This is a genomic window from Nonomuraea sp. NPDC049504, from assembly GCF_040676845.1.
GTDB classification, from domain to species: domain Bacteria; phylum Actinomycetota; class Actinomycetes; order Streptosporangiales; family Streptosporangiaceae; genus Nonomuraea; species Nonomuraea salmonea.
This window is the reverse complement of record NZ_JBFAPT010000006.1, coordinates 350,980-373,526: the sequence shown is the minus strand read 5'-3', so window position 1 is coordinate 373,526 and position 22,547 is coordinate 350,980. Positions and strand designations below refer to the sequence as shown.

Here is a 22,547-nt window from a genome sequence, read left to right as displayed (position 1 = left end):
GAGATCTCCGAGCAGCCCGAGACGATCACCCGCACGATGAGCGGCCGGCTCGACGAGCGCTTCCACGTGGCCCACCTGGGTCGGCGCGCGCGGGCGCGCAGGCCGCGCCGGCGTCACTCCTCGGGGAACGTCACCACCGCCTTGACGAAGCCGTCGGGCTTGTCGCGCAGCGCGGCGAACGCGGCGTTGATCTCCTCCAGCGGGAACCGGTGGCTGACCAGCCCGTCCATCGACAGCACCCCGCCGGCGAGCAGGCGCATGCCGGTCGCCATGCCGCGCATGATGACGTTCACGTCCCTGAAGTGGGCGTTGACGAGGGTGAAGGCCATCCAGTTCCAGTACGCCAGCGGGACCGACCGGTCGGCCCCCTGGTGGAAGCCGACGATCGCGATCGTGCCGCTCATGCGGGTGGTGTCGCCGCACGCCGTGAGCGCGCGCTGGGTGCCGGTGCACTCGAAGGTGACGTCGGCGCCGCGCCCGCCGGTGAGCGCGTGTACGACGTCGGGCAGCGACTCCCTGGTCACGTCCACGGTCCTGGTCGCGCCGAGCCGGGCGGCCCGCTCCAGGGCGTCGGCGCGCGCGTCCGCCACGATGAGCTGCCGTGGCCCGCGCAGGGCTGCCAGCTTCTGCACCAGGTTCCCCATGAACCCGGCCCCGATGACCACCACGTCGTCGCCGAGCCGGACGCCGGCGGCCTCCACGGCGTTGACCGCGCAGGCGAGGGGCTCGGCCAGTGCCTCGTCGAGCGGCCCCGACCCGGCGGGGAAGCAGTGCTCGGCGCGTACCGCGACGTACTCGGCGAAACCGCGCTCGGTCACCCACACGCCGACCCGGTCACCGGCAGAGAACGCGCTCACGTCGGCGCCGGCCTCGGCGACGACGCCGCTGACCTCGTGGCCCAGGTAGCGCGCCGCGCCCTGCGGCGGGCCGGTCAGCCACGGCTCCAGCTCCGAGGCGCACACGCCCGACGCCACGACCCTGACCAGCACCTCGTCAGGCCCGATCACCGGCACGGGAGCCTCCTCGACCACCCACTTCTCGCGCCCGCGCAGCGCCGCGATCCTCATGCCGGCTCCCCGTCGTGGAAGACGACGATCGTGTAGACGCCCAGCGTGTCCACCCGGACGACGTGCACGCCGTCCTCCTGCGTCACCTCCAGCGGCGTCCGCGTCCCGTCGCTCGCCACCGCGGTCGCGTGCGGCCTGGACTCGGGCAGCCGCACGCGCAGCGGCACGCCGGTCCGCACCCGCACGGCGTCCTCAGAGCGGTCGTAATCGTAGTTGACCAGGTGCAGCGCGTAGGAGCCGCCGGCCAGGCGGTGCAGGTTCGCGGCCACCGGCGCCGGGGTCTCCACCTGCCGCCCGTGCGGCAGCAGCTCGCCGAGCACGTCGTGGCGCGCGGCGCGGACGTTGTCGTGCCGCGGCAGCGCGTCCGCCACCCGATCGGTGACGACGACCGTCCCGCCGGCCGCCAGGTAGCGCCGGACGGCGGCGGCCTGGCCCTCGGTCAGCGCGAAGACGTCCGGCAGGATGACGGTCGAGTAGCGCAGCAGCCCGCTCCCGTCCGCCCGGTCGGGCGCGGTGACGCCGTCCGCCCAGATCACCACGTCGTACGGCACCGCGGACTCCGACAGCGTCCCCGTCACCACGCGGTACGGCACCACCACCGACTCGTCGCGGGCGTTGGCCGTGTTGTCGCTGACGTCCGCCTTGCCGATCAGCTCGCGCGTGCTGGCGACGCTGAAGACCACCGCGACCTCGTTGGCGGTCCGGCGCGCGAACAGCCCCTCGTGCCCGGCCAGGAAGTCCTGGATCTCGACGGCCAGGCCGTGCGGCGCGGAGAAGGAGTCCTCGATGACGCTGCCCATCCACGAGCCGTACGGCACCGACATGTTGACGCCCATCGCCGCCGCCTCGTACAGCGACAGCCGGAACAGGTCGTAGCCCTTGCCCTCCCCGAGCAGGCCGATCAGCTCGGGGACGACCCCGCCGTACGGGTTCTCGACCACGACGACGTCCTTGTCGCCGGCGAACGCCGCGACGTAGCGGTACCACTCGGGCTGCCGGTACGTCGTGTTCCGCATCTCGGTGATGACGAGATCGACGTCGTCGGCGAGCGCGAGGTACATCGGCTCGCAGTTGAAGAAGTTGCCGGAGACGATGATCTCCCGGCCCCGCGAACGGGCGTGGTCGCGGGCGTAGCCGGCCAGCTCGGCGAAGTACTTCTTGATCGACAGGCACTGGAAGGCGTAGTACTCGCCGAACAGCGGCGTGGACTCGCGGCCGGTCTTGAAGTCGTGGCCCTGGGCGAGCAGCCATTCGCCGTAGTGGAAGGTCTCCAGGTCCACCCCGTCGAGCGCCGGGTCCGCCTCGGGGAGCCGTTGCAGGTGGGCGCGGAAGCCCTTCATGCAGTCCTTGCAGAAGCAGGCGCCGTACTGGAAGGCCCCCATGGGCAGCTCGGCCTCGTCGAGCTGGATGCCGTCCACGCCGGCGTCGATCTGGATCCTGATCACGGCCTTGAGGTACTCGCGCCAGACCGGGTTGTTGCGGTCCATGTAGAAGCACTGGTGCTCGCGGTCGGGGCACTCCACCCAGTGGGCGTGGCAGGGCTCGCCGTGGATGTCGCGGGCCACGCACTCCTCGATGAGGTCGGTGACCGGCTCGCCGTCGGAGTTGACCAGCCCGCCGGGGAAGTAGTGCTCGACCGGCTTCCACAGCTTCGGGTAGCGGTTGGCGCTGAACTCGCGCAGCCCCATCCAGCCGCGCCTGCCCGCGCCGCGCAGCTCGTTGATGGCGAGGACGGCGTCCTCCTCCTCGGTCAGCTCGACGGGGAACTCCCAGCCCTGAGCCTCGAAGACGATGCCGAGCACCTTGATGCCCCGCTCGTGGCAGGCGGCGACGAACTCGCTGTCGTTGACGAAGCCGTAGAAGCGCGAGCGGGCGTCGACCGGGCCGAACGCCTCCTGTTCGAGGTAGGGCAGGGACAGCGAGCCGCCGCCCATGGACGCCCACACCAGCACGGTCGCGCGGTAGTCCTCAAGGTCGTCGATCATGCGCAGGCGGCGGGGCGGCAGGCTCGGGTGATAGCAGTGCTGGCGGGGGAACCAGGCGTCGAAGTAGACACCGCGGTGCATGGGCAGGGCCCTCCTAGACGTTGACGTGCGGGTCGAGGGTGCGCTGCGCGATGGTCAGGCCCTGGCGGACCCGCTCGGGGCTGCCGCTCCAGACCGGGTCCTCGTGCTCGACGGAGACGACGCCGTCGTACCCGTGCTGATGCAGCGCGTCGATCAGGCGCCGCCAGTCCACCTCGCCGAGCCCGGGGATGCGGTAGCGCCACCAGCCGCTCTCCCAGGGCCGCCGGTCGAGCACCCGGCCGAAGACGCCGTACCTGTCGCGGGCGGCGGCGTGCACCTCGACGTCCTTGGCCTGCACGTGCAGGATTTTGTCCGCGTGCGCCTCCAGCGCGGCCAGCGGGTCGATGCCGAGCCAGACCAGGTGCGAGGGGTCGTAGTTGAGCCACAGGCCGAGCTCGGCCAGCCGGCCCCACAGCTCGGGCGAGTAGGCGAGGTTGGCCGGGTAGCCGTCGGGGTGCCAGCCCTCCATCGGGCAGTTCTCGATGACGAGCCGGACGTCCCTGGCCGCGGCGTACTCGACCAGCGGCGGCAGCACCCGCTCGGCGAGCCGCAGGTTCTCCGCCACGGTCAGCGTCACGTCGCGGCCCACGAAGGTGCCGACCAGCCCCACGCCGAGCAGCTGCGCGGCGTCTACGCAGCGGCGCAGGTGCTCGTGCGTCGCCTCCCTGACCTCGAGGTCGGCGTGCAGGTTGTTCTCGTAGTACGCGACCGCCGACACGCTCAGGCCGTGCCGGTCGAGCATCGCGCTCACCCGGGCGGCGTCGTCCTTCCCGAACGACTCGACGTCCAGGTGACTGGCCTCCCAGTCGCGGCCGGGCCGGTCGGGCCAGGCGGCGATCTCCAGCGCGGCGTAGCCGTGGCCGCCGGCCCAGCGGGCGATGTCCTCCAGCGGCTCGCCAGGCAGGCAGGCGGTCAGCAGCCCCAGTCTCATCCGGCTCACCGGCCGGCCGGGACGTTGGCGTAGTCGTTGCCGGCCAGGTCACGTCCCCTGGCCAGCCAGATCTTCCAGCCCTCGTTCTGCGGGACGTCCTGCATCTTCACCGAGCTCGGGAAGTAGCGCATGGTGTAGCCGGTGCGGCGGGTGGCGCTGGTGTTGGCGCGGGCGCCGTGCACGATGCGGCCGTCGTGCATGGAGAACTCGCCGCGCCGCAGCTCGAAGGAGACCGCCTTCGACTCGTCCACGCCCGACAGCTCGGCGTGGAAGGTCTGCTCGGTCATGTCGGTCGGCCGGTAGCCGTCGGAGAAGCCGCCGTTGAGGTGCGAGCCGGGGATGACGCGCATGCAGCCGTTCTCCTTGAACGAGCCCTCCTCCAGCGCCAGCCAGATCGTGACGATGCTGTCGTACGTGTCGAAACGGCCCTCCCAGAACGCGCTGTCCTCGTGCCAGGGGGTCGCCCGGCCGGTGAAGGGGTCCTTCGAGATGAAGTGGCTCGACCACAGCGCGATGTCGGGGCCGATGAGCGGCTCGATCCAGTCGAGCACCTCGTCGCAGAGCAGGAAGTCCAGCAGCCGGGCGTCGCGGTAGTGCGGCGTGTCCAGCTCGTCGGAGAGCTTGTCGCCCTTGGCGCTCAGGTGCTCGTTGAAGATCAGTTCGAGCCGGGCCAGGCGCTCCTCGGTGAGCAGCTGACGGCCGGGCAGCAGGTAGCCGTTCGCGCGGAAGAAGGCGACGTCGGTGTCGGTCAGGGTGTCGGTCATCGCGGTGGCCCCTTTCCGGGGGTTGCGGTCACGGGGGGTCAGCTCTTGTCCAGGGCCCGGATGATGTCGATGAAGAGCTCCATGTCCTGCAGGTAGTCCTCGGGGGTCGTCTTCGGCGTCGCGCCGGTGGTGACGACCTCGTGGAAGTACTCGAGCTCATAGGTGTAGGGGTCCTTGAGGTGCGGGCGGCGCACCGAGCGCTCGTAGGAGTCGCCGTCGGTCAGCTCCAGGTGCAGCGTCGTCGGGAAGTGCCGCACGTACGGGGTGTCGTAGCGCACCTTCATCGTGCCGCTCGCGCCGTACACCTCGATGTAGGTGTCGTAGCGCAGCTGCTGGTCCACGCCCGTCTCGTACGTGACGGCGAAGTCGCCGTAATCGAGCAGGGCGACGACGTAGCCGCCGCTGCGCCACATCTTGGCCGCCGAGACCTCCTCGGGGCGGCCGAGCAGCTCGCGCATGGCCGACAGGTCGTGGCTGCCGAGGCCGCACAGCAGCCCGTACGTCCACTCCAGCTCCTGCGGGACGTCCCCGATCGCCTCCTTCACCAGCGCGGACCTGCGCGTCCACTTGTCGTCGATCGCCTCCTGGGGGACGTCGTCCGGGCGGTCGACGTAGGAGGTCTGGTCGACGATGAGCCGGTTCTCGCCGATCACGTCGTGCACCCGGGCGTAGCGGATCGGGCCGAGCTCGGGCAGCCGCTCGACCGCCTCGGTGAACGCCGGGGCGAAGCGCCGCATGTAGGCGACCATCACGGTCCTGCCCGACCGGTCGCGGGCGGCGATGATGTCCTGCGCCTCGCGGGGGCTGAGGCACATGGGCTTCTCGACGAGCACGTCGAGGCCCGCGTCGAGTGCCGCGATCGTGCAGTCGGCGTGGTATTCGTCGCTGTTCAGCACGATCACGCAGTCGAGGCCGCCGGCGGCGATCATCTCCCGGTAGTCGGTGTGGCGGCGCCCGACCCGATGGCGTTCGCCCATCCGCTCCAGCAGGCCGGGCGAGATGTCGCAGATCGCGGCGAGCTCGTAGCGGTCGGGCAGCGATTCGAGGACGGGCAGGTGGATGACCTGGGCGACCTCGCCCAGCCCGATGACGCCGACGCGCAGTTTGCTCAACTCTTCGCCTTTCGGTGTGGTGTCCCCCAGCGATGCAAATCGGTTTGCAGGGCCACGGTAAAGGGACGCGCACCGTCGGGTCAACGCCCGTGCGACGGGCGGGACCGCCCCCCATAGGCTGGTGGCCATGGCACAGGACCGCGCGAAGGGCGTCGGCCGCCCGCCGCGCCTCACCCTCGAGGCGATCCTGGCGGCGGCCGACCGCATCCTGCGCTCGGAGGGCCCGGAGAAGCTGTCGATGCGCCGGCTGGCCCAGGAGCTGGGCAGCGCGCCGATGACGCTCTACTACCACGTACGCGACAAGGACGAGCTGCTGCTGCTCCTGATGGAGGAGCAGGCCAAGGCCCTCCCCCGCCCCGAGCTGCCGGCGGATCCGCGCGAGCGGCTGCTGGCGGTGGCGGCCCTGCTGTACGAGGAGCTCGCCGAGCGGCTCTGGATCGTCGAGGTGCTGGCGGGCGGCGACCTCATCGCGCCCTCCGCGCTGTGGTTCGTCGAGGAGATGATCGACGCCGCCGTCGAGTGCGGCAACCCGCCTGAACGCGCGCTGTTCGTCTACCGGTCGATCTGGTTCTACATCGTCGGCGACCTGACGATCCGGGTGAAGGGCGCGCGCCGCCGGGCCGGCGTCCCCGCGTACGAGGACCGGGTGGTCGCCGGGCTGCGCGGCGGCACGCATCCGAGGCTGGCGGCGCTGGCCGGGCGCTGGGCCGAGCTCAACGCCCGCGACACGCACCGGGAGGCGCTGGCGGCGCTCATCGACGGTCTGCTGCGCTGACCGCCCAGAACGCGGCGTACCGGCCGCCCAGGCGCACCAGCTCGTCGTGGCCGCCTTCCTCCGCCACCCGGCCGCCGTCGAGGACCACGATGCGGTCGGCCCGCCGTACCGTCCGCATGCGGTGCGCGACCATCACCACCGTGCGGCCGGCCATCAGCCGCTCGATGCCCGCGTGCACCGCGGCCTCGCTGACCGGGTCGAGCGCGGAGGTCACCTCGTCGAGCAGCACGATGGGGGCGTCCTTGAGCAGCGCCCGCGCGATCGAGACGCGCTGGCGCTCGCCGCCGGACAGCAGCGCGCCGCCCTCGCCGACGTGCGCCGACCAGCCGCCGGGCAGGCGTTCGACGACCTCGTCCAGCCGGGCCGCCCGCGCCGCCGCCCTGACCTCGGCGTCGGTGGCGCCGGGGCGGCCGAGCCTGACGTTCTCCTCGATGGTGCCGTCGAAGAGGTAGACGTCCTGGAAGACGATGGCGACGCGGGACATGAGAGCCTCGGCGCCGATGTCGCGCACGTCCACGCCGCCGACCTTTACGGCGCCCGCGTCCACGTCGTAGAAGCGGGCGAGCAGGTGCAGCAGCGTGCTCTTGCCCGCGCCCGACGGCCCGACCACGGCGAGCCGCTCGCCCTGCGCCACGGTCAGCGACACGCCGTCCAGCACCGTGCGGCCGCCATGCCTGAAGGTGACCGCCTCGAGCTCCAGGTCATGCCGGTCGGGGAGGACCGGCGTCGCGGGCTCGGGCAGCGGTTCGGTGCGCAGCACGGCGTCCAGCCGGTCCAGCTCGGCGCGCGCGGCGCGCAACTTGCCGCCGATCTCCGACAGCGACAGCAGCGGGTCGGCGCAGCGGGCCGCCAGCACCAGGATCGCCAGCAGCTCGGCGGCGCCGATGCTCCCGCCCAGCGCCAGGTAGGCACCGAGTGCCAGCAGCGAGGTGAAGACCACCTGCACGGTGAGCGTCAAGCCCACGGCGGCGGGCACCGTGGCCAGCACCGTGGCGCGGGAGGCCCGCCGCACGCCCCGGAGCGCGTCGTCGAGCAGCGCGAACCGCTCACCGCTCCGGCCGCCCGCCCGCAGCACCGGCTGGGCCTGGAGGAACTCGATGACCCGGCCGGTCGCCTCCTTGTCGCGCTCGTGCCGGTCGGCGTCGGCGGCCGCCGTCGCGCGGGCGGCCCGCGCCTGCACCACCGCGACGGCGGGCGCCGCGGCGAGCGCGGCCAGGCCCATCCGCCAGTCGAACGCGGTCATCACGGCCACGATCGTCAGCGGCGTCACCAGCGCGGAGACGAACGGCCCCAGCAGGTGCGCGGCCACGCCCATCGCCTGGAGCAGGCCGCGGCCCGCCATGACGGAGACCTCGCCGACGCGGGTGGTGTCGTACCAGCCGATGGGCAGCCTCGCCAGGTGCTCCCCGAGGCGGTGGTACATGCCGCGCAGCAGGGTGGTGCCGACGCGCATGCCGGACAGGTCGGCGGCGTAGCGCAGCACGGCGTAGCCGGCCACCGCCGCGCCGAACGCGACCAGCCAGGGCGTGGCCGGCTCGCCCCCGAGCAGCGCCCGCAGGACGGGGACGAGCAGCGCGTACGCCAGGCCCTCCGCGACGGCGGCCACCGTCATCAGGGCCAGGGTGCGGCGCATCGGGCGGGCGTAGGCGTCGCCCAGCACCCGCAGCAGCGTGGTGATCATCGCAGCTCCTCCTCTTGGCGCGCGGGATTCCGGGCGTGCCAGAAGGCGGCGAACCTGCCGCCGCGCTCCAGCAGCTCGGCGGGCGCTCCCCGCTCGGTGATCACGCCGTCCTCCAGCAGGACGACGGTGTCGGCGCCGGCCACGGTCTCCTGGCGGTGGGCGATGACCAGGATCGTCCGGTCGCCGCCGAGGCCGGCGAGCGCGCGGCGTACCGCCTGCTCGGTCTCCGGGTCGGCGAAGGAGGTGGCCTCGTCGAGCACCAGGACGGGCGCGTCGGCCAGCAGCGCGCGGGCGAGCGCGACGCGCTGCGCCTCGCCACCCGACAGCCGCGCCTCCTCGCCGATCACGGTGTCGTAGCCGCGCGGCAGCTCCATGACCCGGTCGTGGATGCCGGCCAGCCGGGCGGCGCGGACGACGGCGTCGCGGCTCGCGTACGGCACCGCGAGCGCGATGTTGTCGGCGACCGGCGCGCGCAGCAGCCGCACGTCCTGGAAGACGAACGCGACCCGCCGGTAGAGCTCGTCAGCGTCGATGTCGCGCAGGTCGGCGCCGCCCAGCAGGACCGCGCCGTGCTCCGGGTCGAAGAACCGCGGCAGCAGCTGGACCAGCGTGGACTTCCCGCCGCCCGACGGGCCCACCACGGCGGTCGTGGTGCCGGGCTCCAGCACCAGGTCGACGCCGCGCAGCACCTCATGGCCCGGCTCGTAGCCGAAGCGCACGCCGCGCAGCTCCACCCGGTGCCCGTGCGGCGTGACGAGGGCGGCGGGCTCGGGCAGGGGGCGTACGGCGAGCACGTCCTTGACCCGGCCGAGCGCGCGGCCCGCGGCGGTCAGGTCGTCGAAGCCGTGGCCGAGCGCCGCCACAGGGGCGGTCAGCCCCAGCCCGAGCAGCAGGAACGGCAGCAGGTCAGCCGGGGCCAGGCCGCCCTCTGAGATGAGCGCGGCGCCGCCGGTCAGCACGACCAGCAGCACGAACGGCGGCGACAGCGCGAGCTGCATCCCGGCGGCGACCAGCGACATCCCCCGCACCCAGCGCACGAAGGTGGCGATGAAGTCGTCCACGGCGACGAGGAAGGCGCGGTGGGCGCGTCCCGACCCGCCGAACGCCTTCACCACCGCGATCCCCTGCACGAACTCGACCACGGAGCCCGCGATGCGCCCCATCGCCGCGTCGAACTCCTCCTGCTCGCGCGCCCTGGCGGGCAGCATGAGCAGCGGCACCAGCGCGAGGGCGAGCGCGACCGGGATCAGCGTGACGAGCGTGAGCCGCCAGTCGATCGTGAGCAGGTAGACCAGCGACGCGGCCGGCACCACGAACGCCGCCACCAGCTCGCCCGGGGCGTGGGCGATGAGCGGGTGCACGGCGCTGACGTCCTCGCCTGCCACCTTGGCCAGCTCGCCGGTGCTGCGGCGGGACAGCCAGCCGATCGGCGCCCGGCCGAGCCGCGCGGCCAGCCTCCGGCGCAGCGCGAGCTGCACGTCGGCGTCGAGGACGTGCCCGAGCCCCGACGAGGCGGCGGTGCACACGAGCCGGACCAGCAGTCCCGCGGCGCCCGCGATCACGACCGTCCGCACGTGGCCGGGGTCGGCCGGGCCGGGCGCGAGCAGGGTGCGGCCCAGCTCGACGACCGCGAGCAGCGGCGCCAGACCGGCCAGCGCGCCGGCGATCTGGAGGGTCACGACGGCGGCAAAGGCCGGGAGGTGCGGGCGCAGCAGGGTGGTCATGCTCGCGTCGTCCGCGGGGTCACGGACGCGTTCGCGCCGCGTCGCCGGCGGCGCGGAGTCGATGGCGGTCATCGCGCTCCCTTTCATTTTCGTACGCGTACGAATAAGGGTACGCGAGGAGGCCCGCCGACGCGCGAGCCGTGGGGAAGGGCCGTCTGCGCAGGAAGGGGCCGGAGCGGGCGCCGGTGTCAGGGAAGACGGCGGGGCGGCCGCCGGCGTCAGGGACTTGCGGCGGGGCGGGCGCCGGCGTCAGGGACCGTGGCGGAAGGCGCGGCGGTAGGCGGCGGGGGTGATGCCGCGGCGGGCGGCGAAGTGGTGCCGCAGGGTGTCCGCGCCGCCGAACCCGGCCCGCGCCGCCACCGCGTCCACGCTCAGGTCGGTGGTCTCCAGCAGCTCCTCGGCGAGCCGCAACCGGTGCTCCAGCAGCCAGCGGTGCGGCGCGGTGCCGGTCAGCGCCTTGAACCGGCGGGCGAACGTCCGCGGCGACATGGCGGCGCGCGCCGCGAGCGTGTCCACGGTGAGCGGCTCGTCGAGGTGCCGCAGCATCCAGTCGAGCAGCTCCGACAGCTCGTACGGCGTGCGCGGCGGCGGCATGGGCGCCTCGACGTACTGGGCCTGGCCGCCGGAGCGGTGCGCGGGCACCACGAGGCGCCTGGCCAGGGCGTTGGCCGTGGCGGCGCCGTACTCCACTCTCATGAGGTGCAGGCAGGCGTCGATCCCGGCCGCCGCACCCGCGCTGCTGAGCACGGGGCCGTCGGAGACGTACAGGATGTCCGGCTCGACCTGGACGCGCGGATAGGTGCGGGCGAGCAGCCCGGCGAACTGCCAGTGCGTGGTGGCCCGCCGCCCGTCGAGCAGTCCCGCGGCGGCGGCGAGGAAGGCGCCGGTGCAGACGGTCAGCACCCGCGCGCCGCGGTCCGCCGCCGCGCGCAGGGCGTCCAGCAGCGGCTCGGGCACGGGTGCGGTGAGCGCCGGCCAGGCGGGCACGGTCACCAGGTCGGCGCGGGCGACGCGATCGAGCCCGTGCTCGACCCGTACGGCGAACCCCGACGTCGTCGGAACCATGCCGGGCTCCGCCGCGCAGAGCGCGAAGTCGTGAACGGGCAGCCCGTCGTCGGCGCGGTCGAGACCGAACACCTGGCAGACGATCCCCAGCTCGAACGTGGCGGCCACGTCTCCGACCACGGCGACGACATCCCGGATCACGCCTCGGAGTATGGCAGGAAATTCCGGTATATGGGCGTTCCTGCCACTCCCCCGCCACCCGCTTGTCCCGCGACGCTGAGACGCATGACCCTCACCACGCACCTGCCCTTCCCCCTGCCGGGCCAGGGCCGCTCCGAGATCGCCGTCCCCGCGCCGGGGCCAGGGCCGCAGCGCTGGGCCGGCGCGCCGAGCGCCGCGCTCGACGACGACGGCACGTACGTGCTCGCCTACCGGGTGCGCGACATCAAGAACCACAAGGCCATCACCGACTCCGCCGACACCGACACCGACACCGACACCGACACCGACACCGACACCGACACCGACAACCACGACACCACAGCCCTCTCCACCAATGCCGAGGACCACAACGTCATCGCCCGCTCCGCCGACGGCGAGCGCTTCACCACGGTCGCGCTGCTGCCCCGCGACCGGTTCCGCGCGGCCATGGTGGAGCGCCCCGCCCTGGTCCGCACGCCGTCGGGCCGCTGGCGCCTGTACGTCAGCTGCGCCACACCCGGGACCAAGCACTGGTGGATCGGCGTGCTGGAGGCCGACTCACCGGAGGGCCTGGCGACGGCCGGCATGCGCACGGTCTTCGCGGGCGACGCACGCACCGGCGTCAAGGACCCGGTGATTCGCCACGACGGCCGGACCTGGCAGGCGTGGCTCTGCTGCCACCCGCTCGACGTGCCGGGCGCCGAGGACCGCATGAGCACCGCGTACGCGACCAGCCAGGACGGGCTGACCTGGCGCTGGCACGGCACGGTCCTGACCGGCCGCCCCGGCACCTGGGACGCCCGCGGCGCCCGCCTGACGAGCGTGCTGCCGGACGGCCGCGCCTGCTACGACGGCCGCGCCTCGGCCGCCGAGAACTGGCGCGAACGAACGGGCCTGGCCGTGCCCGGCGCATCGGGCCTCCTGACGCCGGTGGCGGGCGGCCCCGTCGCGGACGTCCGCTACCTGGAGGTCCTCCCCCTCCCCGACGGCACCCACCGCCTCTACTACGAGTCCCGCCGCCCGGACGGCAGCCACGACCTGCGCACGGAGCTGATCCCGCCGCCGAACCGCCCCTCATGACGCGCGACCCCGGCCACCTCCAAGGGGGCCGGGGCGTGGACGCACGCTCCTAAGGTGTCGCCTTATATTCCTCGACACCGCAGTGCCGTCCTCCTTGCCTATCGTGCAGACCTTCTTCGGGTTGGCCAGGTCGGGCGCCGTGTCGCATTCCTGAGTTTCGACTCGGTCTCCTTCTTCTCGCAGCACTGACGTTTCCAGCCGCCGCGCTTCCCCTTGCAGGAGAGGCACTTCCTGCCGAAGCCGCTCGTCATCCCTTTGCACTGGGCAGCACGCAACAGCTTCTTCAGCTCGGCGACATCATGGTCACGGCCGAAGAACTTCGCGCCGTCATCCCGGCGAAACGGCTGGGCCAACGAAGGTGTGAGCGCCTCTGCCGCTGAACGTCATGGGACACTCCGCCGATCAAGTCAAGGCACGTCGATCCATCCACCGAGCGGATTGATTGTCAGACTTGCCCCGATTTCGGTTGACCGAACTCCGCTACGTCCGGCGAGAAGCAATGCTTGAGCTTCGATTCGATTCTTGCGACACCTTTCCGCCGAGAAAAACGTAGGATCGGCGACAAGGTAGATAGGAGGGCGGGCAAAGGTGAATGAGCGGGTCGGAAAACAGTCGACACCTCCTATCTGGGGCAAGCGCATGCCAGGGCGCAACAAACATTTCACCGGACGCGAGAGCCTGCTCGACGAGCTGCGGGCGAGCCTGGAGAGCAGCACCACTGCCGCCGTCGTCCCCCTCCCCCAGGCGCTGCAAGGGCTCGGCGGGGTGGGCAAGACCCAGCTCGCGATCGAGTACGCCTGGCGCTTCCGTAACTACTACGACCTCGTTTGGTGGATACCCGCAGACCAGCCGATGCTGGTGCCCAGCACGCTGGCCGACCTCACCAACGAGCTCAAGCTGCCCTCCGCCAGCAGCACCGGCATCGAGGAAGCGGCCGCCGCGGTCCGCGAGGCCCTTGAGCGCGGTGATCCCATCGACCGATGGCTGCTCATTTTCGACAATGCCGACGGACCCGAGGACATTCGGGAGTTCATCCCGCAGGGTGGCGCCGGCCACGTGCTCATCACCTCGCGTAACAGCCGGTGGAGCGGCGTGGCGGAGACCGTCCCCGTAGATGTTTTCTCCACCTCCGAGAGCGTCGCCTTCCTCCGCAAGCGTCTGCAACGCGACGTGGCGCAGAAGGAGGCCGAACGTCTGGCGGGCGAACTCGGAGATCTTCCTCTCGCCCTCGAACAGGCCGCAGCCCTGCAGGCCATGACCGGCATGTCCACCGACGAGTACGTCGAGTTGCTGACCGAGCAGACCAGGGCGCTGCTCGACATGAACAAGTCCACCGAATATCCGCACTCGATGACGGCGGCCTGGCAGCTGTCGGTGATGGAGATCGAGAACCGCCTGCCCGCCGCCGCCGAGGTCCTGCGCTGCCTGGCCTTCTTCGGTCCAGACCCGATTCCCCGCGATGTCTTCCGCCGCGGCAACAAGAGCGGTGCCCAGCGTATGGGGCCGATCCTGTCCGACCCCCTCACGCTCAACCAGGCGTTCGCCGAGCTCAGCCGGTTCGCACTGGTCAAGATCGAGATGGAGGCGGGCGCCGTCCTGGTGCACCGGCTGGTGCAGGCGCTGCTGCGCGACTCGCTCGAACCGGACGAGCGCGACCAGATCCGCCACGAGGTGCACCAGCTCCTGGCCACCGGATCGCCGAGCGACCCGGAGAACACCCAGAACCGGGACGCGTACGCGACTCTCCTGCCCCACGTGCGACCGTCCGGCATGATCGCCTGCAACGACGAGGCCGTGCAACGCTTCGGCGTCGACATCGTTCGCTACCTCCACCAGACGGCCAACTACAACTCCGCCAAGGCCTTCGGTGAGGAGTTCCTTCAGAACTGGACCGCAGAGGGTGGTCCATACAACCGGAACGTGCTGAGCCTGCGCCGGAACGTCGGCCCGCTCCTGTGGCTGACCGGCGCCTATGACGAGTCGTACGCCATGAACGAGGAGACCCTCGACCTCATGCGGAAGGAACTCGGCCCCGACGACGAGGAGACGCTCTGTCAGACCTTGATCTACGCGGCCGACCTCCGCTCGCAGGGCAACTTCAACGAGGCCCTGGCCCAGGACAAGCGGTCACTGCAAGCGCACGAGGAGAAGTTCGGCCCGTACGCCCCGCAGACGCTGCGCGTGATCAACAATATGGCGCTCGATCATGCCCTGCTGACGCGCTATGACGAGGCGTTCGAACTGCAACAGCTCGCGTTCCTGGAGCAGAGCAGCGCCCTCGAGGGCGTTAGCAAGTGGGACGTGCAGTCGAGCTGGAACGGCCTGACCTGCATCGCACGCCTGGTCGGCGACGACGCCAGAGCCGTGGACCTGGGTGAGGAGGCCTACGCGCACGGCATTCGCGAGCTGCAGATAGAACACGCGCTCACCCTCGCCGCCGCTCGTGACCTGTCGATCGCCAAACGCCGCAACGGTGACCTGGAGGGAGCGCTGGAGCTCGTCCAGGAGACGCACGGCCGATTGATGAAGCTGTACGGTCCCGACGACCCCGAGACGATGGCCGCCGCGGTCGCGCTCAGCAACACGTTACGCCAGGCCGGTGAGCCGCAGGAGGCCATGAAACTGGCCCGGGAGGTGCTCCCCCGCTATCAGCGCAGGTTCGGCTTCGACCACCCGTTCACGTACGGCTGCATGATCAATCTGGCCCTGTTCTACCGGCTGCGCGGCGACGCCAAGCGGGCCATGGAGATGGACGAGGAAGCCCGCAAAGGGCTGCTCGCCAAGATCGGCCCCGATCACGCTTACACCTTCAGCAGCGTCATCAACCTCGCCGACGACCTCGCCGCCCTGGGCGAGCACGAGAAGGCGCGCGAGCTGGACGAGAAGAATCTGGAGCAGATCCGAGCCTTCTACGGCGACGAGAACCTGCTGTCGATGGCCGCCGCCGTCAACCTCTCCATCGACCTGCGCACGGCCGGCGAGATGACGCAAAGCGAGGAGCTTTACGCGGGCGCCATGGCTCTCTACGAGCGGATGTTGCCACCCGACCACCCTGAGCGGCTGGTCGCAGCAAGGGGCGAACGATTCAACTGGGACTTCGACCCGTTCAGCCTGTAGTGACGCTCGTGAGACGAGGTCGAGGCATCCCAGCCGATCAGCGGAATTTTTGCGCCAAAGCCCTTCAAGCGCCGCCCAGAGGTTCGGACTACCGGGAGCGCTCTCCGATCACGGCGACCGCCGGGCGATTTCTAAGCGACGGATGAAAATTTCACCGCATCCAACGCATTACGGGTGCGCTCGTTGGTCTTCTCGTGCTGGTGGCATACAAAAGGAACAGATTGGGACCGATGGTGGTACGACCGGAAATAGTGGGCCTGTGGACCGGTGGTCATCGGTGATCGCATAATGCGCCGAGCTTTTCCTCGAAGAGATGAGGTGTGACTTGGCAGCACGTTCCACGGTCCGGCGCGTGGTGAGGGCGATGGCGGTCGTCGTCGCGGCGCTGGCCGCCGTCTTCCTGCCGCTCTCCCCCGCGCACGCGGCGTACGGGCCCGACCAGCCCGTCTACATCCAGCTGAACGCGACCGACCCCAGCAACACCGGGCTCGCCCGGCTGGAGGGCACGATCGCGTTCGACGACGGGGACACGATGTTCCGCTACGCGGTGCGGCTGTGCTGGCTGCATGCCTATCCCGCGCCCAACCTGCGGATCTACGTCAACGGCAGCACCCAGATCTGGCCGGTGTCGACCGGGACGACGTCCACGCCGGGCTGCCAGATGACCACCCTGTACGCCGCCGAGGTCGCCCACGGTGCCGCCGTCGCCAACGTGCGCTTCGAGGTGACCGGGGGCTGGTTCTACCCGGGCAGCCAGTACAACACCCGCACCAAGTCGTACACGTCGGACAACCCGTTCACGTGATGCCGCGACAGGGCCGCGGCGCGGGCGGCCGGGGACGGGTCCGCGTGGCGCGTGGCGCCCGCGGTCCCGTCGCACCCACCGCTTGCACCGCGGCCCTGTCGTGCGTACGAGCACCGCTCGCGCATTAGCGCAGCTCGTTCGGCCACCACCAGCGGCCGTCGTTCCTCACGGGCTCGTTCTCCTCGATCTCTTCCTCGATCGGCGGCTGCTCTTCCTCGTTGACCTCGGGCTCGACCTCGCGCTGCGGCAGGACCCGCTCGTGGCGGTGGTGGCGCATCTCGTGGTGGCGGCGGTTCTTGTTGTGGTTGCGGTTGTGGATGATCACCCTGATCCGCGGCATGTGGTACCGCGGGTTGTGCAGGATGGGCTTCTCCCTCGGGACGTGGCGCACCTTGGTGACGTGGCGCACCGGCGCCGCCGGGGCGGGCGGGCCGCCGGCCTGAACGGTGTGGAAGCCCGCGCTCGCGGAGGCCACACCCTGGGCCACTGGAAGGAAGATGACGCTGGAGGCGGCGGCGGCCACGGCCAGCATGGCGTACCGTCCGCGACGAGACGCGCGCGCTTGGCGAATGTTGGTATTCACTGCTCTCGTTTCCTTGCCTGGATAAATCGGCCAGAATCCGGCACCCGCACTTTTGTCGGGACACCTAGACGCAAGCAGACGTACCCATGCAGATGTTCTCAGTTACCTCCTTAAACCCAAACAACCCGTCAAAACCCACAGATTGCATTCAATAACAGGACGCTCACCCGGCCCCAGAAGGCGACTGGAAGCGCTTCGTGGAAGGGGTTTTTGAGCTGGAACCACCGGCGCGCCGAGGTCACCTGAGCGAGTGGGATCGGGAGCCCCGCAAGGCGGCCGGAGTGGCCTGGCGTCGGTGGGCTCGCTCAGCGGACGGTCCAGTCCTCCTTGGACGGCGGGTACGCGAACGTCTGGCTGCCGCGCCAGCCCTCGCCCTCGATGCGGTAATCGTGGGCGGCCTCATCGGCGACGTGATCGGGGCCGACGTCCAGGGTGTCCGCCGTGGACCAGCGGCCGCCGACCTGGTGCTGGACGTCGTACCGGAACTCGTTGAAGCCGTCGTTGTGCGAGGCGAACGTGTTCACGATGGTGAGGGCGCGCCGGCCGGCGGTCACCTCAGGGGGAAGGTCCACCACCTGGTCGCGCCACTTGTAGACGTCGTCGCCGAGCAGCGGCGGCCAGACGCCGGCGGGGAGGCCGTTCACCGTGATGGTGGCCTGCTGGAGGGGGACGCCCACGTCGAGGCGGCGGATCAGGCGCACGCCGGTGTTGGCCGGGGAGACCCGCACCGTGAACCGGCTCCACCCGCCCGGACCGAACGCCCGCCCGTCGTCGGTGACGATACGGCCCACGACGGTACGGCGCGGCGGCGGATCGACCCGGTGCAGGCCGATGACGACCACCGCGGTCACCCCTGCCGCCACCACCGCCGCCAGCACAGTGGCCACGGCCACCTTGCCCCAGCCTCGCCCGGGCGAGCGGCCCGCCACGGGCATCACCTCGCCGGCGATCAGAGCCGCACCCGACACGAAAGCCCCGCCCGCCGCACCGCCGGGGACGAGGGGCGCCTCAGCGTAGGTGAGTGCCTTCGACGGCGCGCCGTGGGTGAGCTCTCCACCGGGCGTGAGAGCCTCACCGTCGGAACCGACACCGCCCGCAGCCGCGCCCGCCTCGCCGGGGACCGCGGCGGCCGTCCCGCCACGCGCCGCGTCCTCCGTGGTCACGGGCAACCGCCCCACCCGTACGCGCTCCCAGGCCCGCTCCCACCCCGGCAGCCGCTCCTCGGGCACCCGGCAAGCCCGCAGGAACGCCAGCATCACCGCCTTCTTCGGGAACCGCCGCCCGGCCAGCATGTCGGCGCACGTGGCGCGGGGCAGGCGGGTGCCGCCCAGCTTGCCGGCCCGCGACTCCAGCTCGCGCAGCGACGCGTCGGCCCGCGCGAACTCCTCGGCCAGCAGCCTCACCAGCTCCTCGTGCGAGGTCACCGCCGCCAGCGCGTCGACGTCGCCGCGACGCTCCATACCTCCTTGCAGATCCGCGCTCATCGCCCCTCTGTCTCGTCCGCCAGTCCTTGCGGAAAGTTTACGATCCATCACTCTCCGCGTCCGAGTCTGGCCGAATCCGTCCGAAGTCCTGTTGGACACCTCACCGCCACGACTTCACTGACGATCGTCTCCCGCCGCCCGGCGGGAGCGAGCAGCACGAAGGAGAACCACCATGACCAGGACGAACACCGCACGACGCGTGGTACTCGCCGCCTCGATCGGCGCGATCCTGCTCGCGGGCGGCACGGCGGCGGTGCCGGCCGGGGCGGCGGCAGCGGCCGGGGCGGCGGCAGCGGCCGCGCGCAACCCGTGCGGGCTGTACCGGGACAACGACCAGGCGATGTACAAGAACTGCTCGCAGGCCAACGAGAACCTGTTCGTGACCCGCATCGTCTCGTCGAACACCTACCACTGCGTCACGCCGGGCAGCGTCGCCCACCTGGGCAGCTGGAACAACGTCTTCAGGGTCTACCACCGCGGCACCTGCTGACCGGAGCCGAACTCGGGGGCCGGGCCCGGCGCGTGCGACCACGCGCCGGGCCCGCCCGCATTCACCGCAGTTAATCGAATAAATCCGGAAATAGCGCTGGAAGGCGCATTCCGGCAACCCGCGAATACCGGCAGCGCGATCGCCTGTCGGCGGAACACGGCGGCACCCCGCCCGATAAGACCGGACGGGGTGCGCAGGTAGGACGTCAGGTGGCGTCGTGGTGGTGACGGACGCGGGCGTCGTCGTCGCGGCGCTGACGCGGGTCGTCCTCGCGGCGCTGATGCGGTACGGCGACGTCGGCGCCGCGCGGCCCCAGGTACGGGTCCGTGGCGCGCAGGCCGGCCGTGGCGACCACGCGGCTGATGTCGCTGGGCGTGATCAGGCCGACGAGGTGCCCGTCGGGGTCGAGGACGACGGCGCGGCCGTCCGCGCAGCCGTCCATGCGGCCGAGCAGATCCGTCAGCGGCTCGTCAGGACGCGCCTGGGGCACCTCGTGCGGCGGGCAGGCGATGTCGCCCAGCCGGGTGGCCGCGCGGGCCTCGGGAGGCACCCGGCGGATGCGGTTGAGCGTGACCAGCCCGGTGAACACGCCGAGCCGGTCCACCAGCGGGTACGTCGACAGCCGATGCCGCATGACCACCCGATCGATCAGCCCCGCCACGGTCTCCTCGGGGTGGGCGGTGACGGGCCTGCCCGACATGACGTCGCCGACGCGCAGCCCGTACAGGGCGTTGCCGAGCTGGGTCTGCTGTTCCTCGGCGGTGGCGGCGTTCACCAGGAACAGGCCGATGAGGGCCAGCCACAGCCCCTGGAACCCGAGCCCGGTGACGACCTGGAGGAAGCCGAGGGCGATGAGCGCGTACCCGAAGACCCGGCCGGCTCGGGCCGCCACGACGGCCGCCCGCGTACGGTCGCCCCAGCGCGCCCACAGGGCGGCCCGCAGGACCCGTCCGCCGTCGAGCGGCGCAGCCGGGACGAGGTTGAAGATCGCCAGCAGGACGTTGACCCCGGCCAGGTACCAGAAGATGCCGGCCAGCAGCGGCACCCCCGTCACGGCGCCGGCGAGCACCGCGACGGCCGCCGACACCACGCCGGCCAGGAGGCTCGTCAGCGGCCCCACGACCGCGATCTTCAGGTCGGCGCCCGGCGTACGCGGCTCGCCGCGCAGCTCGGCGACACCGCCGAGCAGCCACAGGGTGATCTGCGACACCTCGATGCCGTGGCGGCGTGCGGTCACCGCGTGGGCCAGCTCGTGGGCGAGCAGCGAGGCCATGAACAGGACGGCGGCGACCAGCCCGGCCAGCAGGTAGACCGCCGGAGAGTGGCCGGGGAAGACGACCGGGAACCGCCCGAACGCCAGCCCTGCGACCAGGATGACGACGATGACCAGCACGCTGATGTTGAGCCCGACCCGGACTCCGGCGACGCGGCCAAGAGGAATCGAGGAGCGCATCTTCCCTCCCGAGAGAAGGCTGTCGCCGTCACTTACCCTCAGTCCGCCGCAGGTCACCTGCCCCGCCGTGAGGCCCCACCGCAAAGGCGGGGCCCGCGCGAGGGCCGCAGCCACCGGTAGGGCCTCACCCAGAGGCGGCTCCCCAGATACGCCCGAGGCCGGCGCACAGGCCGGGCCGCACGAACGCTGGGACCGACGCGAAGGCGAAGACTCGCACGAAGGCCGGGCCACCGGCCCGCGTCCGGAGGCGGGTCGCTGGAGGGTCACCGTTCGGGCGGGCCGGTCCTGGCGGGCGGCGGGCTGTCGCGGTCGTCGAGGTCGGTGCCGTGCCCATCCCCGTACCCGTGCCCGTCGCCATGAGGACCGTGCCCGTCCCCGTGCCCGTCCCCGTGCCCGGCGCCCAGCCGGATCTTCTCTCCCCCGTACGCCCGGCTCATCTTCACCCTGAGCCGGCCGAGCGGCCCGCGCGCGACCTCGGGCGGCACCCCGTCCCCGTCCGGCGCGGACGGCAGCATCGGGACGGGGGTCTTGCCCCGTACGTGCGCCTCGATGTCGTCCGACGGTTTCGTGTGCACCTCGATGAACTCCCCGTGCGGCAGCCGCTGGATGACCCCCGACTCGACGCCGTGCGCGGTCACGGACGCGTCGGAGCGCTGCAGGCCGAGGCAGATGCGGTAGGTGATCCAGTACGCCAGCGCGGGGCCGATGAAGATGAGCGCGCGCCCGATGTACGTCGTCCAGTTGAGGCTGACGTGGAAGTTGGCGGCGAACAGGTCGTTGGCGCCGAGCAGCCACAGCACCCCGTAGAAGGTGATGGCGGAGATGCCGATGGCGGTGCGGTGCGGGTTGTTGCGGGGCCGGTCGGCGATGTGGTGCTCGCGCCGGTCGCCGGTGACCCATCGTTCCAGGAACGGGAAGAGCACGAGCCCTGTGATGATCAGACCGAGGGGCACGAGGGCCGGGATGAGGACGCTGAGCGGCAGCGTCCCGCCGGCGGTGCCGAACAGGTTGATCTCCCAGGGCGGCATGAGGCGCAGCGAGCCCTCCAGGAAGCCCATGTACCAGTCGGGCTGGGAGCCGGCGGAGATGTCGGCCGGCGTGTAGGGGCCGAACAGCCAGATGGGGTTGATCTGCGCGAACGTCGCGAGCCCGCACACCACCGCGAGCGTGAACAGCAGGTACGCTCCCGACTTGCCCATGAAGGCGGGCAGCAGCGGCGCGCCCACCACGTTCCGCTCGGTACGTCCCTTGCCCGGCATCTGGGTGTGCTTCTGCACCCACATCAGGACGAGGTGGGCGGTGATGAGCGCGAGCAGGATGCCGGGGATGAGCAGGATGTGCAGGGCGTAGAAGCGTTCGATGACGGTCTCGCCGGGATATTCGCCGTTGAAGAGGAAGAACGACACGTACGTGCCGACCAGCGGGATCGACTGCAGCACGCCCTGCGTGATCCGCAGCCCGGCGCCCGACAGCAGGTCGTCGGGCAGCGAGTAGCCGGTCAGGCCCTCGAACAGCGACAGCGTGAACAGGCCGATGCCGATCAGCCAGTTGATCTCGCGCGGCTTGCGGTAGGCGCCGGTGAAGAACACCCGCAGCATGTGGACGACCAGGCTGGCCACGAACAGCAGGGCCGCCCAGTGGTGGATCTGCCGCATCAGCAGGCCGCCGCGCACCTCGAAGCTGATCTCCAGCGTCGACGCGTACGCCTCGGACATCTGCACGCCGAGCAGCGGCGCGTACGGGCCGTCGTAGATGACGTGGCCCATGCTGGGACGGAACCAGAAGGTGAGGAACGTCCCGGTCAGCAGCAGGATGATGAACGTGTAGAGCGCGATCTCGCCCAGCAGGAACGACCAGTGGTCGGGGAAGATCTTGCGCAGGTTGCGCTTGAGGAAGTTCGCGCCGCCGATGCGGTCGTCAAGGAACCTGGCCGGCCCGCTGATGAACTTCGGCGGTGTCTCCATCGATGGCCTCCCCATAGCCGCGGCCCCGGCAGGACGATCTCAGGCCCCCGTGATCGCCTGCCCCCACGCTGGAACCGCCGGGGCAACTGGTAAGGCGGCTGCCCCCGATCTCCTCCACGAAAACACAAGCCCCAGCAAGGACTTTCCCGCCGAGCAGCGCACCGGCCCTGGGGCCGGAGGGCGGGCGAGGCGAAGGGCGGGCGAGGCGAAGGGCGGTTTGCCCATGGGTGTGACGGGCAGCCGCG

The 22,547-nt window shown here is 71.4% G+C and carries 17 protein-coding genes; 5 read left to right on the top strand and 12 right to left on the bottom strand.

Annotated features, from left to right (window positions below; genetic code table 11):
* Nucleotides 1-113: 113 nt before the first annotated feature.
* From AB0K28_RS15220 to AB0K28_RS15200, 5 genes are read right to left on the bottom strand one after another with little or no spacing between them, the layout of a single operon-like run.
* The gene (locus AB0K28_RS15220; RefSeq protein ID WP_364369665.1) at nucleotides 114-1,067 is read right to left on the bottom strand and encodes a zinc-binding dehydrogenase; all 954 of its coding nucleotides are present in this window, start codon (nucleotides 1,065-1,067) and stop codon (nucleotides 114-116) included.
* On the bottom strand, nucleotides 1,064-3,133 hold the full coding sequence (locus AB0K28_RS15215) for a hypothetical protein (RefSeq protein WP_364369662.1): 2,070 nt from the start codon (nucleotides 3,131-3,133) through the stop codon (nucleotides 1,064-1,066). The genes AB0K28_RS15220 and AB0K28_RS15215 overlap by 4 nt, the downstream gene beginning before the upstream one ends.
* Nucleotides 3,134-3,146: 13 nt before the next feature.
* Nucleotides 3,147-4,064, bottom strand: a complete 918-nt coding sequence (locus tag AB0K28_RS15210; RefSeq protein ID WP_364369659.1) for a sugar phosphate isomerase/epimerase — start codon at nucleotides 4,062-4,064, stop codon at nucleotides 3,147-3,149.
* Nucleotides 4,065-4,069: 5 nt separating this feature from the next.
* Nucleotides 4,070-4,828 (bottom strand): phytanoyl-CoA dioxygenase family protein, encoded by a 759-nt coding sequence (locus AB0K28_RS15205; RefSeq protein ID WP_345400419.1) that lies wholly within the window; start codon nucleotides 4,826-4,828, stop codon nucleotides 4,070-4,072.
* Nucleotides 4,829-4,866: 38 nt separating this feature from the next.
* Nucleotides 4,867-5,940, bottom strand: a complete 1,074-nt coding sequence (locus AB0K28_RS15200) for a Gfo/Idh/MocA family oxidoreductase (protein ID WP_345400416.1) — start codon at nucleotides 5,938-5,940, stop codon at nucleotides 4,867-4,869.
* A 127-nt stretch (nucleotides 5,941-6,067) separates the two neighbouring features.
* Here AB0K28_RS15200 and AB0K28_RS15195 point away from each other — a divergent pair, with 127 nt between their 5' ends.
* Complete coding sequence (locus tag AB0K28_RS15195) at nucleotides 6,068-6,715, top strand: helix-turn-helix domain-containing protein (protein WP_345400413.1); 648 nt, start codon at nucleotides 6,068-6,070, stop codon at nucleotides 6,713-6,715.
* On the opposite strand, the gene AB0K28_RS15190 is transcribed toward AB0K28_RS15195, so the two are convergent.
* From AB0K28_RS15190 to AB0K28_RS15180, 3 genes are all read right to left on the bottom strand, one after another.
* Nucleotides 6,693-8,396, bottom strand: coding sequence for an ABC transporter ATP-binding protein (locus AB0K28_RS15190; protein WP_364369654.1), 1,704 nt, complete (start codon nucleotides 8,394-8,396; stop codon nucleotides 6,693-6,695). The two genes, AB0K28_RS15195 and AB0K28_RS15190, sit on opposite strands and share 23 nt — an antisense overlap.
* On the bottom strand, nucleotides 8,393-10,192 hold the full coding sequence (locus AB0K28_RS15185; protein ID WP_364369651.1) for an ABC transporter ATP-binding protein: 1,800 nt from the start codon (nucleotides 10,190-10,192) through the stop codon (nucleotides 8,393-8,395). Before AB0K28_RS15185 ends, AB0K28_RS15190 begins: the two co-directional genes overlap by 4 nt.
* A gap of 177 nt (nucleotides 10,193-10,369) precedes the next feature.
* Entirely contained in the window at nucleotides 10,370-11,326 is a 957-nt protein-coding gene (locus AB0K28_RS15180; protein WP_364369649.1) for a helix-turn-helix domain-containing protein, read from the bottom strand.
* Nucleotides 11,327-11,410: 84 nt separating this feature from the next.
* Between AB0K28_RS15180 and AB0K28_RS15175 the strand changes: the two genes are divergently transcribed.
* The 3 genes from AB0K28_RS15175 (at nucleotide 11,411) to AB0K28_RS15165 (ending at nucleotide 16,328) form a co-directional block, all read left to right on the top strand.
* Nucleotides 11,411-12,406: a hypothetical protein gene (locus AB0K28_RS15175; protein ID WP_364369646.1), complete on the top strand. Its 996-nt coding sequence runs from the start codon at nucleotides 11,411-11,413 to the stop codon at nucleotides 12,404-12,406.
* Nucleotides 12,407-13,045: 639 nt separating this feature from the next.
* Nucleotides 13,046-15,523 carry an FxSxx-COOH system tetratricopeptide repeat protein gene (fxsT, locus tag AB0K28_RS15170; RefSeq protein ID WP_364369643.1) on the top strand — a complete coding sequence of 826 codons (2,478 nt, stop codon included), beginning with the start codon at nucleotides 13,046-13,048 and terminating at the stop codon, nucleotides 15,521-15,523.
* Between the two features lie 352 nt (nucleotides 15,524-15,875).
* Entirely contained in the window at nucleotides 15,876-16,328 is a 453-nt protein-coding gene (locus AB0K28_RS15165) for a hypothetical protein (protein ID WP_364369640.1), read from the top strand.
* A 124-nt stretch (nucleotides 16,329-16,452) separates the two neighbouring features.
* On the opposite strand, the gene AB0K28_RS15160 is transcribed toward AB0K28_RS15165, so the two are convergent.
* Nucleotides 16,453-16,860, bottom strand: coding sequence for a hypothetical protein (locus AB0K28_RS15160; RefSeq protein WP_345400377.1), 408 nt, complete (start codon nucleotides 16,858-16,860; stop codon nucleotides 16,453-16,455).
* Nucleotides 16,861-17,216: 356 nt separating this feature from the next.
* Nucleotides 17,217-18,371, bottom strand: coding sequence for a hypothetical protein (locus tag AB0K28_RS15155; RefSeq protein ID WP_364369637.1), 1,155 nt, complete (start codon nucleotides 18,369-18,371; stop codon nucleotides 17,217-17,219).
* Between the two features lie 196 nt (nucleotides 18,372-18,567).
* Between AB0K28_RS15155 and AB0K28_RS15150 the strand changes: the two genes are divergently transcribed.
* On the top strand, nucleotides 18,568-18,885 hold the full coding sequence (locus AB0K28_RS15150) for a DUF6355 family natural product biosynthesis protein (protein ID WP_364369634.1): 318 nt from the start codon (nucleotides 18,568-18,570) through the stop codon (nucleotides 18,883-18,885).
* A 205-nt stretch (nucleotides 18,886-19,090) separates the two neighbouring features.
* On the opposite strand, the gene AB0K28_RS15145 is transcribed toward AB0K28_RS15150, so the two are convergent.
* The gene (locus tag AB0K28_RS15145; protein ID WP_364369631.1) at nucleotides 19,091-20,338 is read right to left on the bottom strand and encodes a site-2 protease family protein; all 1,248 of its coding nucleotides are present in this window, start codon (nucleotides 20,336-20,338) and stop codon (nucleotides 19,091-19,093) included.
* 263 nt (nucleotides 20,339-20,601) lie between these two features.
* Entirely contained in the window at nucleotides 20,602-22,302 is a 1,701-nt protein-coding gene (locus AB0K28_RS15140; RefSeq protein ID WP_364369628.1) for a ubiquinol-cytochrome c reductase cytochrome b subunit, read from the bottom strand.
* Between the last annotated feature and the right edge of the window lie 245 nt (nucleotides 22,303-22,547).

Coding starts and splice junctions, on each gene's coding strand:
- AB0K28_RS15195 (WP_345400413.1), top strand. CDS start 6,068: ATGGCACAGGACCGCGCGAAGGGCGTCGGCCGCCCGCCGCGCCTCACC.
- AB0K28_RS15205 (WP_345400419.1), bottom strand. CDS start 4,828: ATGACCGACACCCTGACCGACACCGACGTCGCCTTCTTCCGCGCGAAC.
- AB0K28_RS15145 (WP_364369631.1), bottom strand. CDS start 20,338: ATGCGCTCCTCGATTCCTCTTGGCCGCGTCGCCGGAGTCCGGGTCGGG.
- AB0K28_RS15160 (WP_345400377.1), bottom strand. CDS start 16,860: ATGCTGGCCGTGGCCGCCGCCGCCTCCAGCGTCATCTTCCTTCCAGTG.
- AB0K28_RS15155 (WP_364369637.1), bottom strand. CDS start 18,371: ATGGAGCGTCGCGGCGACGTCGACGCGCTGGCGGCGGTGACCTCGCAC.
- AB0K28_RS15220 (WP_364369665.1), bottom strand. CDS start 1,067: ATGAGGATCGCGGCGCTGCGCGGGCGCGAGAAGTGGGTGGTCGAGGAG.
- AB0K28_RS15215 (WP_364369662.1), bottom strand. CDS start 3,133: ATGCACCGCGGTGTCTACTTCGACGCCTGGTTCCCCCGCCAGCACTGC.
- AB0K28_RS15190 (WP_364369654.1), bottom strand. CDS start 8,396: ATGATCACCACGCTGCTGCGGGTGCTGGGCGACGCCTACGCCCGCCCG.
- AB0K28_RS15210 (WP_364369659.1), bottom strand. CDS start 4,064: ATGAGACTGGGGCTGCTGACCGCCTGCCTGCCTGGCGAGCCGCTGGAG.
- AB0K28_RS15175 (WP_364369646.1), top strand. CDS start 11,411: ATGACCCTCACCACGCACCTGCCCTTCCCCCTGCCGGGCCAGGGCCGC.
- fxsT (WP_364369643.1), top strand. CDS start 13,046: ATGCCAGGGCGCAACAAACATTTCACCGGACGCGAGAGCCTGCTCGAC.
- AB0K28_RS15150 (WP_364369634.1), top strand. CDS start 18,568: ATGACCAGGACGAACACCGCACGACGCGTGGTACTCGCCGCCTCGATC.
- AB0K28_RS15140 (WP_364369628.1), bottom strand. CDS start 22,302: ATGGAGACACCGCCGAAGTTCATCAGCGGGCCGGCCAGGTTCCTTGAC.
- AB0K28_RS15185 (WP_364369651.1), bottom strand. CDS start 10,192: ATGACCGCCATCGACTCCGCGCCGCCGGCGACGCGGCGCGAACGCGTC.